13 protein-coding genes and 1 tRNA gene are annotated in these 15,359 nt (G+C 69.3%); 3 read left to right on the top strand and 11 right to left on the bottom strand.

Annotated features, from left to right (window positions below; translation table 11 throughout):
- Window positions 1-11: 11 nt before the first annotated feature.
- A complete protein-coding gene (locus AC07DS_RS20770; protein WP_479147283.1) occupies window positions 12-1,817 on the bottom strand; it encodes a bifunctional metallophosphatase/5'-nucleotidase in 1,806 nt (601 codons plus the stop codon).
- A 149-nt stretch (window positions 1,818-1,966) separates the two neighbouring features.
- Here AC07DS_RS20770 and AC07DS_RS20765 point away from each other — a divergent pair, with 149 nt between their 5' ends.
- Window positions 1,967-2,662 (top strand): SIMPL domain-containing protein, encoded by a 696-nt coding sequence (locus AC07DS_RS20765; protein ID WP_479147281.1) that lies wholly within the window; start codon window positions 1,967-1,969, stop codon window positions 2,660-2,662.
- 154 nt (window positions 2,663-2,816) lie between these two features.
- Window positions 2,817-4,253: a pyruvate kinase gene (pyk, locus tag AC07DS_RS20760; RefSeq protein ID WP_479147279.1), complete on the top strand. Its 1,437-nt coding sequence runs from the start codon at window positions 2,817-2,819 to the stop codon at window positions 4,251-4,253.
- Between the two features lie 88 nt (window positions 4,254-4,341).
- Here the strand turns inward: pyk and AC07DS_RS20755 are convergent.
- A tRNA-Leu gene (locus AC07DS_RS20755) sits at window positions 4,342-4,416 on the bottom strand.
- 100 nt (window positions 4,417-4,516) lie between these two features.
- Between AC07DS_RS20755 and AC07DS_RS20750 the strand changes: the two genes are divergently transcribed.
- Window positions 4,517-5,173 (top strand): ANTAR domain-containing response regulator, encoded by a 657-nt coding sequence (locus AC07DS_RS20750; RefSeq protein WP_468807737.1) that lies wholly within the window; start codon window positions 4,517-4,519, stop codon window positions 5,171-5,173.
- Window positions 5,174-5,312: 139 nt separating this feature from the next.
- On the opposite strand, the gene AC07DS_RS20745 is transcribed toward AC07DS_RS20750, so the two are convergent.
- The 9 genes from AC07DS_RS20745 to AC07DS_RS20705 form a co-directional block, all read right to left on the bottom strand.
- The gene (locus AC07DS_RS20745) at window positions 5,313-6,029 is read right to left on the bottom strand and encodes an ABC transporter ATP-binding protein (protein WP_145875070.1); all 717 of its coding nucleotides are present in this window, start codon (window positions 6,027-6,029) and stop codon (window positions 5,313-5,315) included.
- A complete protein-coding gene (locus AC07DS_RS20740; protein WP_145875068.1) occupies window positions 6,026-6,937 on the bottom strand; it encodes an ABC transporter ATP-binding protein in 912 nt (303 codons plus the stop codon). The genes AC07DS_RS20745 and AC07DS_RS20740 overlap by 4 nt, the downstream gene beginning before the upstream one ends.
- A gap of 5 nt (window positions 6,938-6,942) precedes the next feature.
- Window positions 6,943-8,766 (bottom strand): branched-chain amino acid ABC transporter permease, encoded by a 1,824-nt coding sequence (locus AC07DS_RS20735; RefSeq protein ID WP_479147276.1) that lies wholly within the window; start codon window positions 8,764-8,766, stop codon window positions 6,943-6,945.
- 5 nt (window positions 8,767-8,771) lie between these two features.
- Window positions 8,772-9,704, bottom strand: a complete 933-nt coding sequence (locus tag AC07DS_RS20730; RefSeq protein ID WP_145875065.1) for a branched-chain amino acid ABC transporter permease — start codon at window positions 9,702-9,704, stop codon at window positions 8,772-8,774.
- A gap of 109 nt (window positions 9,705-9,813) precedes the next feature.
- Window positions 9,814-11,052, bottom strand: coding sequence for a branched-chain amino acid ABC transporter substrate-binding protein (locus AC07DS_RS20725; RefSeq protein WP_479147274.1), 1,239 nt, complete (start codon window positions 11,050-11,052; stop codon window positions 9,814-9,816).
- A 290-nt stretch (window positions 11,053-11,342) separates the two neighbouring features.
- Window positions 11,343-11,951: a Tat pathway signal sequence domain protein gene (locus tag AC07DS_RS20720; RefSeq protein WP_479147272.1), complete on the bottom strand. Its 609-nt coding sequence runs from the start codon at window positions 11,949-11,951 to the stop codon at window positions 11,343-11,345.
- Window positions 11,948-12,370 (bottom strand): hypothetical protein, encoded by a 423-nt coding sequence (locus AC07DS_RS20715; RefSeq protein WP_479147270.1) that lies wholly within the window; start codon window positions 12,368-12,370, stop codon window positions 11,948-11,950. Before AC07DS_RS20715 ends, AC07DS_RS20720 begins: the two co-directional genes overlap by 4 nt.
- A 55-nt stretch (window positions 12,371-12,425) precedes the next feature.
- Window positions 12,426-12,917, bottom strand: coding sequence for a hotdog fold thioesterase (locus AC07DS_RS20710; RefSeq protein ID WP_479147268.1), 492 nt, complete (start codon window positions 12,915-12,917; stop codon window positions 12,426-12,428).
- Window positions 12,918-12,965: 48 nt separating this feature from the next.
- Window positions 12,966-15,308: an FdhF/YdeP family oxidoreductase gene (locus AC07DS_RS20705; RefSeq protein ID WP_479147267.1), complete on the bottom strand. Its 2,343-nt coding sequence runs from the start codon at window positions 15,306-15,308 to the stop codon at window positions 12,966-12,968.
- Between the last annotated feature and the right edge of the window lie 51 nt (window positions 15,309-15,359).

Below are 15,359 nucleotides of genomic sequence, written 5' to 3'. Positions count from 1 at the left end.
GCCTGTGCGGCCTAGAAGACGGGCGTGCCGTTCCGCGTGAGCTTCCAGTCCACGGACGCGAAGTCCTTCGGGTCAAGGACGCCCTTCGCGGTGACCCACTCCGAGATCCGGGTGCGGATCTCCGTCGACTCCGACCACAGTTCCTTGGCCGACGCGACGTGCGGGAAGGCGCCGCCGCCGTTGGCGCGGTAGTTGTTCACCGCGAACACGAACTGCTGGGCGTCGTCCAGCGCGGCACCCTTGAAGGTGAGGTTCTTGATCCGCGAACCGGCCGGCTGGGCGATGTCGATGTCGTACGACAGGCCCGAGACGTAGTCGTAGTTGTAGTCGGGGCGGCCGCCCTCGTTGGTCAGCTTCTCCACGTCGACGGCGGCGTCGGCGGCCGTCTGGACGTAGTACGCCGCCGAGTACTCCAGGTACGCCCGCACCTGGGCACCCGTCAGCAGCTTGGCGACCAGCGTGTTGTCGTACACGTACAGGCTCGACAGGTCCCGGATGGTCACGTCGCCGGCCGGGATCTCGGAGGTGCGGGAGAACGGCGAGGCCTGCGCGAGGACCGGCAGCGAGGCGTACTCGGTGCCCGCCAGCGCGGCCTTGACCACGTCCTCCTGGACCCTGGTGATCAGGTCGATGATCGGGGCGTCCTTGTAGCGGGCCTCGACCGTCGTCAGGGTCGCGGTCGCGGTGCCGACGACCTGGTTCACGTACGTGACGACCTTCGCGTGCTCGTCGGCGAGCAGCTTGGTGATCTTCGGGTCGTCGGCGACCGAGTTGGAGTTGAGCACCTTCGAGGAGACGGACTCGACGGTCCACCGGCCCTTCTCGAAGACCAGCTCGATGTCGAACACGGACAGCCGCTCCGCGTAGGCCAGCGGCTCCGACAGCACGACCGTCTTCCCGGTCCTGTCGTTGGTGACCTTCAGCTCCGGGATCTCCACGTGCGCGTGCCCGACGAGGATCGCGTCGATGCCCGGGACCTGCTTGGCCACGTTGGCGGCCGCGTTCTCCACGTACGGCAGCTGGTCACCGTAGGACGAGGTGCCGGAGGACCCGGAGTGCGCCGAGACCAGGACGACGTCGGCGCCCAGCGCCTTCAGCTTCGGCACCCACTTCGCGGCCTGCTCCTCCAGGCCCGGGAACGCCAGCTTGCCCTGCACGTACGCCTTGTCCCAGATCGCGATGCCGGGGTTGGTCAGACCGAGCACGGCGACCTTGACCGGACGGGCGCCGGGCACGTGGAACGTCTTGACGAAGTACGGCTGGAAGGCGGGCCGCAGCGTCTTCGCGTCGACCGCGTTGGCGCCGAGCAGCGGGAAGTCCAGCTGCTCCTCGAACTTGCGCAGGGTCTCGATGCCGTAGTTGAACTCGTGGTTGCCGAGCGCGGCGGCGTCGTACCCGATCGCGTTCATCGCCTGCGCCATCGGGTGCACCGGGCCGCCCTTGGCGGTGATCGGGTCGACCTTGGCGTAGTAGTACGTCAGCGGGGTGCCCTGGATCGTGTCGCCGGCGTCCAGCAGCAGCGTGTTGCAGTGGCCCTTCTCCGCGCGGATCCTGTTGACCAGGGTCGAGATCCGGGCCAGGCCCTGGGCGTTGCCCGCCTTGTCGGTGTACTCCGCGTTCTTGAAGTAGTCCCAGTTGAAGACGTGGCCGTGCAGGTCGGTGGTGCCCATGACGGTGAGCGAGTGGCGCTTCACGTGCTTCCCGGGCGTCTGCTGCTCGGCCGCCTCGGCCGCCGGAGCCGCCGCCGCACCGGCGATCGCGACCCCCGCGCCCGTCGCGGCGGACTTCTTCAGGAACTTCCGGCGGTTCAAAGGCATCTCTCGGTCTCCTTGGCGAATGGTCAACAACGCGCGTAGATTCTGACCTGGTCATGACCGACGGCAACAGGTCCAAGAGGTTGCGATCTGGTGACCTGATGCGTGAACTCCGGCCGCCGAAGCGGGAGGTGCGTGACAGAGTGGGACGTATGACCTCCCCGTCGGCCGTCCCGTACGGCACCCCCGACGCCCCTCTCCTCGTGGTCCGCGGCGAGGCCGAACTCGACGTCGAGCCCGAGATCGCCCGCATCGGCGTGACCGTGACCGCCCGCGGCCGCGACCGGCGCTCCACCCTGGACGACCTCACCCGGCGCAACGCCGCCGTCCTCGACCTCGTGAAGTCCTACGGGGACGCGGTGGAGGAGCTGTCGACCGGAGCCTTCTCCATCACCCCGGAGCTGACCGAGCGCGGCCGGGGCGAGCGGGTGCGCAGCTACCAGGGCCGCGTCCACCTCGGCGCCGAGTTCTCGGACTTCACCGTCCTCGGTGAACTGACCACGCGGCTGGCCGACTTGGAACTGACCCGGGTCGACGGCCCCTGGTGGTCCCTGCGCCCCGGCTCGCCCGTGCACGCCGAGGCCCGGCGGCGGGCGGTCGGCGAGGCGCTCCAGCGTGCCCGGGAGTACGCCGAGGCCCTCGGCACCTCGATCGCCGCCCTGGTCGAACTGGCCGACACCGGCGCCGAGCGGCCGCGGGCCGGCGGGGCCGCCTTCGCGCGGGGTGCCCGGCGTATGAGCACGGCCGAAGCGGCCGAGCCCGCCGAACCTCTCGATCTGGAACCCTCGCGACTGCGTGTCACCGCCCAGGTCAGCGCTCAATTCACACTGGTGCCGCCGCGGCTGTGAATTCCGGACATGGGGAAGTTATGACCGAAAAGAATCGCTCATAGGAGCGGGCTGCCGCACAATTCAACACTTGTCAATAGCCCTTTACTCAAAGGTTGTTGAGTGGCCATGTAGCCCGGATTCTCTACCGACGGGTAAGGCCTAGGCTCGAATCATGCGCCGAGCAAAGATCGTCTGTACTCTGGGGCCCGCCACCGACTCGTACGACCAGATCAAGGCACTGGTCGAGGCCGGAATGGACGTCGCCCGTTTCAACCTCAGCCACGGCACTCACGCCGAGCACGAGGAGCGATACCGGCACGTACGGAAGGCGGCCGACGAGACCGGTCGCAGCGTCGGAATCCTCGCCGACCTTCAAGGTCCGAAGATCCGGCTCGGCCGCTTCAGTGAAGGTCCCGTACTCCTTGAACGCGGCGACTCCTTCACCATCACCGTGGAGGAGGGCGTCGAGGGCGACCGGCACGTCTGCGGCACCACCTATGCCGGCCTCGCCGCCGATGTCACCCCGGGTGAGCGCGTCCTCGTGGACGACGGCAAGGTCTGCCTGGAGGTCACCGCCGTCGACGGCCCCCGGGTCCGCACCCGGGTGATCGAGGGCGGCGTCATCTCCGACCACAAGGGCCTGAACCTCCCCGGCGTCGCCGTCTCCGTGCCCGCCCTCTCCAAGAAGGACGAGGACGACCTGCGCTGGGCGCTGCGCACCGGCTTCGACGTCATCGCCCTGTCCTTCGTGCGCAGCGGCAAGGACGCCGCGGACGTCCACCGCATCATGGGCGAGGAGGGCCGCCGCCTCCCGGTGATCGCCAAGGTGGAGAAGCCGCAGGCGGTCGACAACATCGACGACATCGTCGCGGCCTTCGACGGCATCATGGTCGCGCGCGGCGACCTGGGCGTGGAGATGCCGCTGGAACAGGTCCCGATCGTGCAGAAGCGCGCCGTCAAGCTCGCCAAGCGCAACGCCAAGCCGGTCATCGTGGCCACCCAGATGCTGGACTCGATGATCGACAACTCCCGCCCGACCCGCGCCGAGGCCTCGGACGTGGCCAACGCGGTCATCGACGGCACGGACGCGGTGATGCTGTCCGGCGAGACCAGCGTCGGCAAGTACCCGATCGAGACGGTGCGGACGATGGCGAAGATCGTCGAGGCGGCCGAGGAGGATCTGCTCGCCAAGGGTCTGCCGCCGCTGACCGAGCGGAACAAGCCCCGCACCCAGGGCGGCGCCGTCGCCCGGGCCGCGGCCGAGATGGGCGACTTCCTCGGGGCGAAGTTCCTGGTGGCGTTCACCCAGTCGGGAGACACGGCCCGCCGCCTGTCCCGCTACCGCTCGCCCATCCCGCTGCTGGCCTTCACCCCGGAGCAGGCCACCCGCTCGCAGCTCAGCCTCACCTGGGGTGCGGAGACCTTCCTCGGCCCGCACGTCGACTCCACGGACGCCATGGTCGACCAGGTGGACGAGCTGCTCCTGAAGTACGGCCGCTGCCGGAAAGGTGACGTCGTGGTCATCACGGCGGGTTCCCCGCCCGGTGTCTCCGGCTCGACCAACATGGTCCGGGTGCACCACATCGGCGAGGATGACAGTCCCAAATAGCGGACCCCGGGATGGGACAAGGGCATGGAAAAGGGCCCCTCACCCGGAGGGGCCCGCCAATTCAGTGACCTTGGAATCCAAGGAAAAGTGCCCCGGGTCGGACTCGAACCGACACTGTACGGGTTTTGAATCCGTTGCCTGCTGCCAATTGGGCTACCGGGGCTCGCAGAATCCAAGGTTTCCCCCGACCCTCCGCGCGTCCACCATACCGTAGCTAGGTAGGCTCTTGTCAGCAGTACCCCTGCCCTGAACGAGGAGCCCCAGTGACCGCCGAGTCGCCCCAGCCCGTAGACGCGCCCGACGACGACAAGTCGCACGTGCCTCCGCTGACGACCCGTGTCGTCATCGCCGAGGACGAGGCACTGATCCGGCTCGACCTGAAAGAGATGCTGGAGGAGGAGGGGTACACCGTCGTCGGCGAGGCCGGGGACGGGGAGCAGGCCGTGGAGCTCGCCCGCGAGCACCGGCCGGACCTGGTGATCCTCGATGTGAAGATGCCCAAGCTGGACGGCATCTCCGCGGCCGAGAAGATCGCCGAGGAGTCCATCGCCCCGGTCCTCATGCTCACCGCCTTCTCCCAGCGCGACCTCGTCGAGCGCGCCCGGGACGCCGGTGCCATGGCCTACCTGGTGAAGCCGTTCAGCAAGAGCGACGTCGTACCGGCCATCGAGATGGCCGTCTCCCGCTTCACCGAACTGAAGCAGCTGGAGCAGGAGGTCGCCGACCTCACCCTGCGGCTGGAGACCCGCAAGCTGGTCGACCGCGCCAAGTCCGTCCTGCAGACCGAGTACGGGCTGACCGAGCCCGCCGCCTTCCGCTGGATCCAGAAGACCTCCATGGACCGCCGGATGTCGATGCAGCAGGTCGCCGAGGCGGTCATCGCGGACAACGAGGAGAAGAAGGCCGCGAAGAAGGCCTGACCTCCCGCACCGGAACGACGAGGCCCGCGCCCCCGGAGAAGGGGGGCGCGGGCCTTCGCGTCCCATGGGGGGGCGCGGGGAACTGCGCGACCAGCCATGGCCGACCCGCAGTGCAGGGACGGCCTTTCGAGCGGAGCGGCTAGTCCTCGCCGAGGTACGCCTTGCGGACCGACTCGTCGTGCAGCAGGTCCTGACCCGTGCCGGACAGGACGATGTTGCCGACCTCCATGACATGGCCCTGGTCGGCGAGCGAGAGCGCCGCCTGGGCGTTCTGCTCGACCAGCAGGATCGTCGTGCCCTGGGACTTCAGCTCGGCGATCGTCGCCATGATCTTCTGCATCATGATCGGCGACAGGCCCATGGACGGCTCGTCCAGCATCAGCAGCTTCGGCTGGGACATCAGGGCGCGGCCCATCGCCAGCATCTGCTGCTCACCGCCGGAGAGGGTGCCGGCCGCCTGCTTCCTGCGCTCCCCGAGGATGGGGAAGAGGTCGTAGGCGCGCTGGATGTCCTTCTCGATGCCCGGCTTGTCGCTCCGCAGGAACGCACCGAGGCGCAGGTTGTCCTCGATGGTCATGCGCGGGAAGATGTGCCGCCCCTCGGGGGAGTGGGCGAGCCCCAGCGAGACCACCTCGTGGGCCGGGACCTTCTTCAGCGACTTGCCGTTGAACCTGATCTGCCCGCCGACCGGCTTCAGCAGACCGGAGAGCGTGCGCAGGGTGGTGGTCTTGCCGGCGCCGTTGGTGCCGATGAGGGTGACCACCTCGCCGGCGTCGACCTTGAAGGAGATGCCCTTGACGGCCTCGATCTTGCCGTAGGCGACCCGCAGGTCCTCTACTTCGAGCAGTGCGGTCATCGGTCGTTCTCCTTGCCGGGCGCGGCGTCCGTCGTGGCCTCGGCGTGCGCCTCGGCCGCCTCGACCTCGGCGACCTCCTCGTCGCCGGGAGCGTTCTCGAAGGGTTCGCCGAGGTACGCGGCGACGACCCGCTCGTCGCCCTGCACGGTCGCGCTGTCGCCCTCGACGAGCTTCTGGCCCTGCACCAGGACGGCCACGCGGTCGCAGAGGTTGAAGATGAAGCGCATGTCGTGCTCGATGACGAGCACGGCGATGCCCTTGTCCCGGATGGCGAAGACCAGTTCCTCGGTGGCCCGGGTCTCCTGCGGGTTCATTCCGGCGGTCGGCTCGTCCAGGAGCAGCAGGCCGGGCTCGCTGGCCAGCGCCCGGGCGATCTCCAGCTTGCGCTGCTCGCCGTAGGGGAGGTTGCGGGCGAGGTGCTCGGCCTTCGCCTCCAGGCCCACGAACTCCAGGAGTTCCATGGCGCGGGCGCGGGAGGCCGCCTCGGCCTTGTGGAAGCCGGGGCCGCGCAGCAGCGCGGACCACAGGCCCTCCTTGGTGCGGGTGTGGCGGCCGACCAGCACGTTCTCCAGGACCGTCATGTTGGCGAACAGACGGATGTTCTGGAAGGTACGGGCGATGCCCGCCGCCGTGACCTTGAAGGACTTCGGCGGCAGGACCTGGCCCTTGTAGCGGACCTCGCCCTCGGTGGGGACGTACAGACCGGTGAGGCAGTTGAAGAACGTGGTCTTGCCGGCGCCGTTGGGGCCGATCAGACCGACGATCTCGCCGCTGTTGACGGTGAAGTCGACGTTGCGCACGGCCGTCAGACCGCCGAAGCGCATGGTCACGCCGCGGGCGTCGAGCACGACCTCGCCGGGTGCGGACGCGCCGGGGGCGGCGTCCTGGGTGGTGGTGTCGGTGGTCATGGTGGTCACGCCCCTGCCTTGCTGAGGACGGCGGGCGCTTCTGCCTCTTCGTGGAATTCGAGCTGGCGGCGCCGGTTGGGGATGAGGCCCTCGGGACGGAAGCGCATGAGGATCACGAGCGCGACGCCGAAGGCGAAGAGCTGGTAGTCGCCCAGGAACTGGAGCTTGGCCGGGATCAGGTACAGCAGCGCGGCACCGACCAGCGGACCGGAGATGGTGCCCATGCCGCCGAGGACCACCGCGGCCAGCAGGAAGGCCGAGTTGGGCGGCACGACGTGCGCGAACTGGTACTGCTCCGGGGTCACCGTGTACGTGACGTGGGCCTGGACGGAACCGGCGAGGCCGGCCATGCAGGCGCCCAGGGCGAACGCGATGAGCTTGACCCGGAAGCCGTTGATGCCCATGGCGAGCGCGGCGGTCTCGTCCTCGCGGATGGCGATCCAGGCGCGGCCGATGCGGGAGTCGCTGCTGCGCCGGAACACCACGACCACGATGAGCGTGATGAACAGCATCAGCAGGAAGTAGTTCGCGAACCGGCCGACGGTGGCGCCGAGGAACTGGTGCTCCTGGCCGAAGTCGAAGCCGAGGATGTTCAGGTTCGGGATCGAGGAGATGCCGTTGGAGCCGTTGGTGACGTCCGGGCCCGAGGTGCCGTCCATGTTGAGGACGGTGATGCGGAAGATCTCACCGAAGCCGAGGGTCACGATGGCGAGGTAGTCGCCGCGCAGTCGCAGGGTCGGGGCGCCGATCAGCACGCCGAAGACCATCGCGACGGCCGCGCCGCACAGCGCCGAGGCCCAGAACGGCAGGTTGACGTGCAGCGGCGAGGACGGCGAGCCGGAGACCAGGGCCGCGGTATAGGCGCCGACACCGAGGAAGGCGACGTAACCGAGGTCGAGGAGGCCGGCGAGCCCGACGACGATGTTCAGGCCGAGCGCGACCGTGGCGAAGATCAGGATGTAGACGCCGATCGTCGCGTACTGGTCGTCGGACTGGGTGAACGGGAAGGCGGCCGCGGCGGCGAAGGCACCGGCCATGGTGATGTTGCGGTGGCGCGCGGTGATCGCCGAGACCCGGGCCACGAGCCCGGCCTTGGCGAGGGCGCCGAAGCCGAAGCCGGCGGTGATGAGGAAGCCGATGAACAGCTGGTCGTACTCGGTGCCGATGCCGTAGGTGAAGACGGTCAGACCGACGGCCATCGCCGCGATGATGACGAGGATCTCGGCGTAGGCGGGCAGCTTGGGGGCCGGCGCCGGGGTCTTGGCGGCGAAGGCCGCCTTGAAGTTGCTCCAGTTCTGCCGGGACTGGTGACGGAACTTCTCCAGGCCGGTGTCGTCCGGGTCGGCGAGGTCCGGGGCCGGCCGCTCGTACGGCAGGGCCAGCGCGCCGACCAGGGCCGCCAGCGTGGCGATGGCCACGATGAAACCGCCGGCCTCCAGGTTCACCAGACCGCCCAGCTTGGCGCTGATGGCGATGACCGTGTACCAGGCGGTGGCGAAGGCGCCGAGCGCGGCCGTCTTGAGGGCGCTGTCGGCGCCGGCCGGGGTCAGCCACTTCAGGCCCTTGACGCCGTAGGAGGCGAGGCCGAAGACGGTGGTGAGGATGCCGCCGATCAGGACGAGGACCTGAAGGCCGCCCGGGTAGCCGTAGACGGTGAGGTCGCCGGGGAACGCGGCGGTCCAGGTCCAGGCGAGGAAGGTGGAGAGGATCGTCAGGACTCCGCCGCCGGTGGCGAGAGCCCGGCCGAGCGGGGCGGGCAGGCCGATCAGGCCGGACGGGGCGGCCGCGGGAGCGCTGGGGGTCCCGGATGCGGTGGTCTGTGTGGTCATCGGTGTCACGCCCTGTCCGCGACGCGTTCGCCGAGCAGACCCTGGGGCCTGAACAGCAGAACGAGGATGAGGAGTACGAACGCCCAGACGTCTGCCCAGGACTGGCTGCCGAACTTGTCCATGCCGGGGATGTCGGCGATGTAGGCGGTGGACAGGGCCTCGGCGACGCCGAGGACGAGGCCGCCGAGCATGGCGCCGTAGATGTTGCCGATACCGCCGAGGACGGCCGCGGTGAACGCCTTCAGGCCGAGGATGAAGCCCATGCGGAAGTCGATCTGGCCGTACTTGAGGCCGTAGGCCACGGATCCGACGGCGGCGAAGGTGGCACCGAGGGCGAACGCGACCACGATGATGCGGTCGGTGTTGATGCCCATCAGCTTCGCGGTGTCCGGGTCCTGGGCGGTGGCCTGCATGCCGCGCCCGGTACGGGTGCGCATCACGAAGTAGGCGAGGAACGCCATGCTGAGCGGCGCCGCGCAGACCAGGAAGATGTCACCGGTCTGGATCGTGACGTTGCCGATCTCGAAGGGCCCGCCGGGGATGCTCGGGAAGGTGCGGGCGGACTTGGCGCCCGGGTACCAGGCCCACACCGCCTGCTGGAGGGCGAGGGAGAGGCCGATGGCGGTGATGAGGGGAGCGAGGCGGGGTGCGCTGCGCAGGGGGCGGTAGGCGAACCGTTCCGCTCCGACGGCGACCGTGACGGCGACGAGGATGGCGCCGATGAGCATCAGCGGCAGGGCCACCCACATCGAGGTGCCGTCGGGAAGGATGTAGGCGTAGACCGTGAGCGCGCCGAACGCGCCGGTCATGAATATCTCGCCGTGGGCGAAGTTGATGAGCTGGACAATGCCATAGACCATCGTGTAGCCAATGGCGACCAGCCCGTACATGGATCCAAGTAGCAGGCCGTTGACCAGCTGCTGCGGCAGTTCGTTCACCGCATGTCCTCCGAGCGTTCGGAAAGTTCGACGGATGTGACCGGATGCGAGTCCGCGCGGGGCGCCTGTGGAACAGCGCCCCGCGCGGCTCGGCTGGTGCGGGTGTGGGTCAGCTGCCGTTGTAGGTGCCGGACTCCACGGCCTTCCAGGCACCGCCCTTGACGGAGTAGACGGTGAGCTGCTTGTTGGTCGCGTCACCGTACTCGTCGAAGGAGACCTTGCCGGTCACACCGTCGAAGGAGACGTTCTGCATCGCAGCGGTGATCTTCGCGCGGGCGTCGGACGGCAGCTTGCCGCCGTTGTCGTCGACGACCTTCTTCACGGCCTCGATGATCGACCACGCGGAGTCGTAGGAGTAACCGCCGTACGCCGCGTACGCCTCCTTGTAGCCCGCCGCCTTGTAGTTGGCGACGAACTCCTTGGCGGAGTCGAGCGTCTCGACCGGCGCGCCGACCGAGGTGGCCAGGTCGCCGGTGCCGGAGGCGCCGGCCAGCTTGATGAAGTCGTCGGCGTAGATGCCGTCGCCGCCGACCAGCGGGATCTTGGCGCCGGCGGCCTTGATCTGCTTGCTGAGCGGACCGGCCTGCGGGTACTCGCCGCCGTAGTAGACCACCTGGGCACCGGAGTTCTTCACCTTGGTGGCGACCGCGGAGAAGTCCTTGGTGTCGGGGTTGATGTGCTCCGTGCCGACGATCTTGCCGCCGAGCTTCTTGAACTCGTCGGTGAACGTCCCGGCGAGGCCGGCGCCGTACGTCTTCTTGTCGTCGATGACGAAGGCCTTGGTCTTCTTGGCCTTGTTGTAGACGTACTGGGCGGCGAACGGGCCCTGGATGGCGTCCGTGGTCGCGGTGCGGAAGTACGACTTGTACTGGCGAGCCTTCGACTTGCGCCAGTCGGTGCCCTGGGTCAGGTCCGGGCTGGTGTTGGCCGGGGAGACCTCGACGAGCTTGGCGTCGTCGAAGACCTTCTGCATCGACTGGGCCACGGAGGAGTTCAGCGGACCGACGACGCCGAGGACGTCCTTCTCGCCGACGAAGCCGGTGGCGTTCGTCTGGCCCGAGGAGGGCTGGGCCTGGTCGTCGCGGGCCTCGACCTTGAAGGTGATGCCCTTGACGTAGTTCTTCTTGTTGGCCGTCTTGGCCGCCAGGTCCACGGAGTTGCGGATGCCCAGGCCGAGCGCGGACAGGTCGCCGGTCAGCGGGGCGTCGACGCCGATGGTGACGGTGGTGCCGCCGCCGTTGCCGGAGTCCGAACCCTTGTCGCCGCTGTCGCGCGAGCCGCAGGCGGTGAGGGTGAGCGCACCCGCCGCCAGGGCGGCGGTGATGGCGATGAGCGAACGTTGACGCACGATCAGTCCTTTCCGATCGACGACCGCATCCCCGTGGAAACGGTCGAGTCGCTCGCGCCTGGCCGAAGTGGGAATCCGACTGCGCGGTGACTGGCCGTGACTCTAGGCGTGTGTGGGGAACGTGGAGGAGGGTCTGACCAATGCTGTGACGCTCTTGTTATGACACGAGGTAATGCAGAGCGGTACACCGTGGGGGGATCGCCGGAATTAAGGCCGATTCGCCCTGTCCGCATTGTGAGAACCCGCAGGACCGCCCCTGATGCGTTCAGGTGTCTCAGGGGTTTTGGTGATTACGAGCCACTGTTGCTGCAGGCGACTTTCAGGCCGTGCGAGAGGTGCTGTGCGTAGCGGGGGCCGAGGATGAAACTCTGAATCTGCATTGCGCGCGTATTACGTAGAGTTACTTCCAGGAAAGGCATCCCGGCGTCCTTCGGAACCTTTCCGCATTCCGTCACTTGCATGGTTATGGTGATCTTGCGGGGAGCGCCTGCCTTTGTCCGGAACGGGACATGCGGCGCCACGGCCACCGACAGGCCGGCGTACGGCTGCGTCACTCGGGCCACGGTGACCGGCGGCCCCGACGCCACGCTCAACAGCACCTCGAAGCTGAAGCTGCGGGCCGGCGCACCCGGCGCGGTGGCCCGCTCGCGCAGATACGACACCGTCACCACCTGGGCGGGGTACGGCACTTGGGGTGGCGGCAGTTGCTGCGGGCGGGTCGCGTAGAGATAGCCGCCGCCCGCGAGCAGGAGCGCGACGGCGGCGAGGGCCAGGGCGGCGCGGCGGTGGCGGGCGTACAGGGACGAGGGCAGTGCGCGCCGGCGGCCGCGGGGCGCTCGCGGCGCGGTGTCCCACGCCCGCGTACCCTCGCCGGGCTCCAGGGGGCCGATGCCGCTCATCGCCACGGACCTCCGCCCGGGGTTCCGTGCCGGTACCGCTCGGCGCAGGACGTACGGGCCTGACGGTCGATCAACTCGTCGGCGGCCGTGGCTCCTTGGCGCCGCCCGGCCGCCCGCGCCGCGTCCACGACGTCGCGCAGGATCTCGTACTGTCCGTTGGACAGCCCCATGGACTGATAGTCGCCGTAGGTGCCGCTGTCGAGCACCTTCCGCGACCAGTGCGCGACGATCCTCGCGCACAGCTCCGCGTCGGCGGCCGGCGACGCGGAGGCCGGGCCGCGGGCCGCGTGCCCGGGGCCGCCGGAGCCGCCCGCACCCGGCCCGGCGCCGCCCGTCCCGGCGCAGCTCGTCGTCCACAGCAGCGCCAGCGAGAGCACCAGGAACCTCACCCCCGGCCGGGGGCCCCCAAGCCGTCCCATGTGCCGAAACTAAGGGGGAGGGGCGGCGGGGGGCAACGGGGCGGCGGAGACGCTCTCAGTCGCCGGCGGGCCGGACGTGCGCCTCGTCACCGGCCCGCACGTCGCGCAGCAGGCAGGTCAGCCGGGCGCTGCACACCCGGCGGCCCTCCTCGTCACTGATCACGATGTCGTACGTCGCCGTCGACCGCCCACGGTGCACCGGCGTCGCCACGCCGGTCACCAGGCCGGAGCGGACCCCGCGGTGGTGCGTGCAGTTCAGGTCCACGCCGACCGCGATCTTCGAGCTGCCGCCGTGCAGCATGGCGCCGACCGAGCCCAGCGTCTCCGCCAGCACCGCGGACGCGCCTCCGTGCAGCAGCCCGTACGGCTGGGTGTTGCCCTCCACCGGCATCGTGCCGACGACCCGCTCCGCCGACGCCTCCAGGATCTGCACGCCCATCCGCGTCCCGAGGTGGCCCGCCGAGAACAGCGCGGGCAGGTCGACACCGAGCGCGGCGTACTCGTCGATGACCTCCTGCGGGAATTTCACCTGCGGCTGCTCGCCCATGGGCCCGGCTCCGTTCGTCGTACATCTGGCTCCTGGCTGAGCAAACGCTCAGTCGGTCGCCGATTGTTCCAGACGGGCTTCCGGCCGGTTCTCCGGGCGGCCCTCCGGCACGCTCTCCAGGCGGACCACGACGGACTTGCTGGCCGGGGTGTTGCTGGTGTCGGCGGTGGCGTCCAGCGGCACGAGCACGTTGGTCTCCGGGTAGTACGCCGCCGCGCAGCCCCGCGTCGTCGGATAGTGGACGACACGGAAGCGGGGCGCCCGTCGCTCCACGCCGTCCTTCCACTCGCTCACCAGGTCCACGTACGACCCGTCGGTGACGCCCAGGGCCCGCGCGTCCTCCGGGTTCACCAGCACCACCCTGCGGCCGTTGGTGATGCCCCGGTAGCGGTCGTCCAGGCCGTAGATCGTGGTGTTGTACTGGTCGTGCGAGCGCAGGGTCTGCAGCAGCAGCCGGCCCTCGGGCAGCTCCGGGTACTCCACCGGCGCCGCCGTGAAGTTCGCCTTGCCGGTCGCCGTCGGGAAGCGGCGCTCGTCGCGCGGCGCGTGCGGCAGCGTGAAGCCGCCCGGCCGGGCCACGCGCGCGTTGAAGTCCTCGAAACCGGGGATCACGCGCGCGATGCGGTCGCGGATCGTCGCGTAGTCCTTCTCGAACTCCTCCCACGGCACCTTGCTGTCCGCGCCGAGCACCCGGCGCGCCAGCCGGCACACGATCGCCGGCTCGGACAGCAGTTGCCCGCTCGCCGGCGCGAGCCGCCCGCGCGAGGCGTGCACCATGCCCATGGAGTCCTCGACCGTGACGAACTGCTCCGCGCCCCTCCCGTCCGGGCCGGCCTGCAGATCGCGCTCGGTACGGCCGAGCGTCGGCAGGATCAGGGCACGCGCACCCGTGACGACGTGCGAGCGGTTGAGCTTGGTCGACACGTGCACGGTCAGCCGTGCGCGCCGCATGGCCGCCTCGGTGACGTCCGTGTCCGGGGAGGCGGCGACGAAGTTGCCGCCCATGGCGAAGAACACCTTCGCCTCGCCGTCCCGCAGCGCGCGGATGGCCCGCACGACGTCGAATCCGTGCTCGCGCGGGGGCGCGAACCCGAACTCCTTCTCCAGTGCGTCCAGGAAGGCCGGGGCGGGCCTCTCGAAGATGCCCATCGTGCGGTCGCCCTGCACGTTGGAGTGGCCGCGCACCGGGCACACACCCGCGCCCGGGCGCCCGATGTTGCCGCGCAGGAGCAGGAAGTTGACCACCTCGCGGATGGTCGGTACGGCGTGCTTGTGCTGGGTGAGGCCCATCGCCCAGCAGACGATGGTCCGCTCGGAGGCGAGGACCATGCCGAGGGCCTGCTCGATCTCCGCGCGGGACAGGCCGGTCGCCCTGAGCGTCTCGTCCCAGTCGGCGGCACGCGCGGCCTCGGCGAACTCCTCGTACCCGTACGTGTGTTCGCGGACGAACTCCTCGTCGACGGCGCCTTCGGTCTCCAGGACCAGCTTGTTGAGGAGACGGAACAGCGCCTGGTCGCCGCCTATGCGGATCTGCAGGAACAGATCGGTGAGAGCGGCGCCCTTGAGCATGCCCTGCGGGGTCTGCGGGTTCTTGAACCGCTCCAGGCCGGCCTCGGGCAGCGGGTTGATGCTGATGATCCTCGCGCCGTTCGCCTTGGCCTTCTCCAGCGCGGAGAGCATGCGCGGGTGGTTCGTCCCGGGGTTCTGCCCCGCGACGACGATCAGGTCGGCCTTGTAGAGGTCCTCCAGCAGGACGCTGCCCTTGCCGATGCCGATCGTCTCGGAGAGCGCCGAGCCGGACGACTCGTGGCACATGTTCGAGCAGTCGGGCAGATTGTTCGTGCCCAGCTCACGCGCGAAGAGCTGGTAGAGGAAGGCTGCCTCGTTGCTGGTGCGCCCCGAGGTGTAGAAGACGGACTCGTCGGGGGAGCCGAGGGCGGAGATCTCCTCGGCGATGATCTCGAAGGCACGCTCCCAGCTCACCGGCTTGTAGTGATCTCCGCCTTCGGCGAGATGCAAGGGATGCGTGAGCCGCCCCTGCTGTCCCAGCCAGTACCCGCTCCTGGTGGCCAGGTCGGCCACCGAGTGCGCGGCGAAGAACTCCGGGGTGACCCGGCGCAGGGTGGCTTCCTCGGCGACCGCCTTGGCGCCGTTCTCGCAGAACTCCGCCTTGTGCCGGTGCTCCGGCTCCGGCCAGGCACAGCCCGGGCAGTCGAAGCCGTCCTTCTGGTTCACCCGCAGCAGGGTCAGCGCGGTGCGCTTCACACCCATCTGCTGCTGGGCGATGCGCAGGGTGTGCCCGATGGCGGGCAGCCCCGCCGCCGCGTGCTTCGGCTCCGCGACCTGCGGCGCGTCCTGAACCGGATCACCCTTGGGCGGCTTCGTCGCCATCGCACGGTCCCCTTCGACTGTGTTTGAGAAGTAGGCCTCAGATCCTCCCAC

It is taken from the genome of Streptomyces sp. NPDC044064 (genome assembly GCF_056434245.1).
Note: the sequence above shows the minus strand (reverse complement) of the source record. Positions and strands in the feature narration are given on the sequence as shown.

What these genes read in the sequence shown, in the direction of transcription:
- AC07DS_RS20770 (WP_479147283.1), bottom strand. Translation starts at nt 1,817, where the DNA reads ATGCCTTTGAACCGCCGGAAGTTCCTGAAGAAGTCCGCCGCGACGGGC.
- AC07DS_RS20765 (WP_479147281.1), top strand. Translation starts at nt 1,967, where the DNA reads ATGACCTCCCCGTCGGCCGTCCCGTACGGCACCCCCGACGCCCCTCTC.
- pyk (WP_479147279.1), top strand. Translation starts at nt 2,817, where the DNA reads ATGCGCCGAGCAAAGATCGTCTGTACTCTGGGGCCCGCCACCGACTCG.
- AC07DS_RS20745 (WP_145875070.1), bottom strand. Translation starts at nt 6,029, where the DNA reads ATGACCGCACTGCTCGAAGTAGAGGACCTGCGGGTCGCCTACGGCAAG.
- AC07DS_RS20740 (WP_145875068.1), bottom strand. Translation starts at nt 6,937, where the DNA reads ATGACCACCGACACCACCACCCAGGACGCCGCCCCCGGCGCGTCCGCA.
- AC07DS_RS20735 (WP_479147276.1), bottom strand. Translation starts at nt 8,766, where the DNA reads ATGACCACACAGACCACCGCATCCGGGACCCCCAGCGCTCCCGCGGCC.
- AC07DS_RS20720 (WP_479147272.1), bottom strand. Translation starts at nt 11,951, where the DNA reads ATGAGCGGCATCGGCCCCCTGGAGCCCGGCGAGGGTACGCGGGCGTGG.
- AC07DS_RS20715 (WP_479147270.1), bottom strand. Translation starts at nt 12,370, where the DNA reads ATGGGACGGCTTGGGGGCCCCCGGCCGGGGGTGAGGTTCCTGGTGCTC.
- AC07DS_RS20710 (WP_479147268.1), bottom strand. Translation starts at nt 12,917, where the DNA reads ATGGGCGAGCAGCCGCAGGTGAAATTCCCGCAGGAGGTCATCGACGAG.
- AC07DS_RS20705 (WP_479147267.1), bottom strand. Translation starts at nt 15,308, where the DNA reads ATGGCGACGAAGCCGCCCAAGGGTGATCCGGTTCAGGACGCGCCGCAG.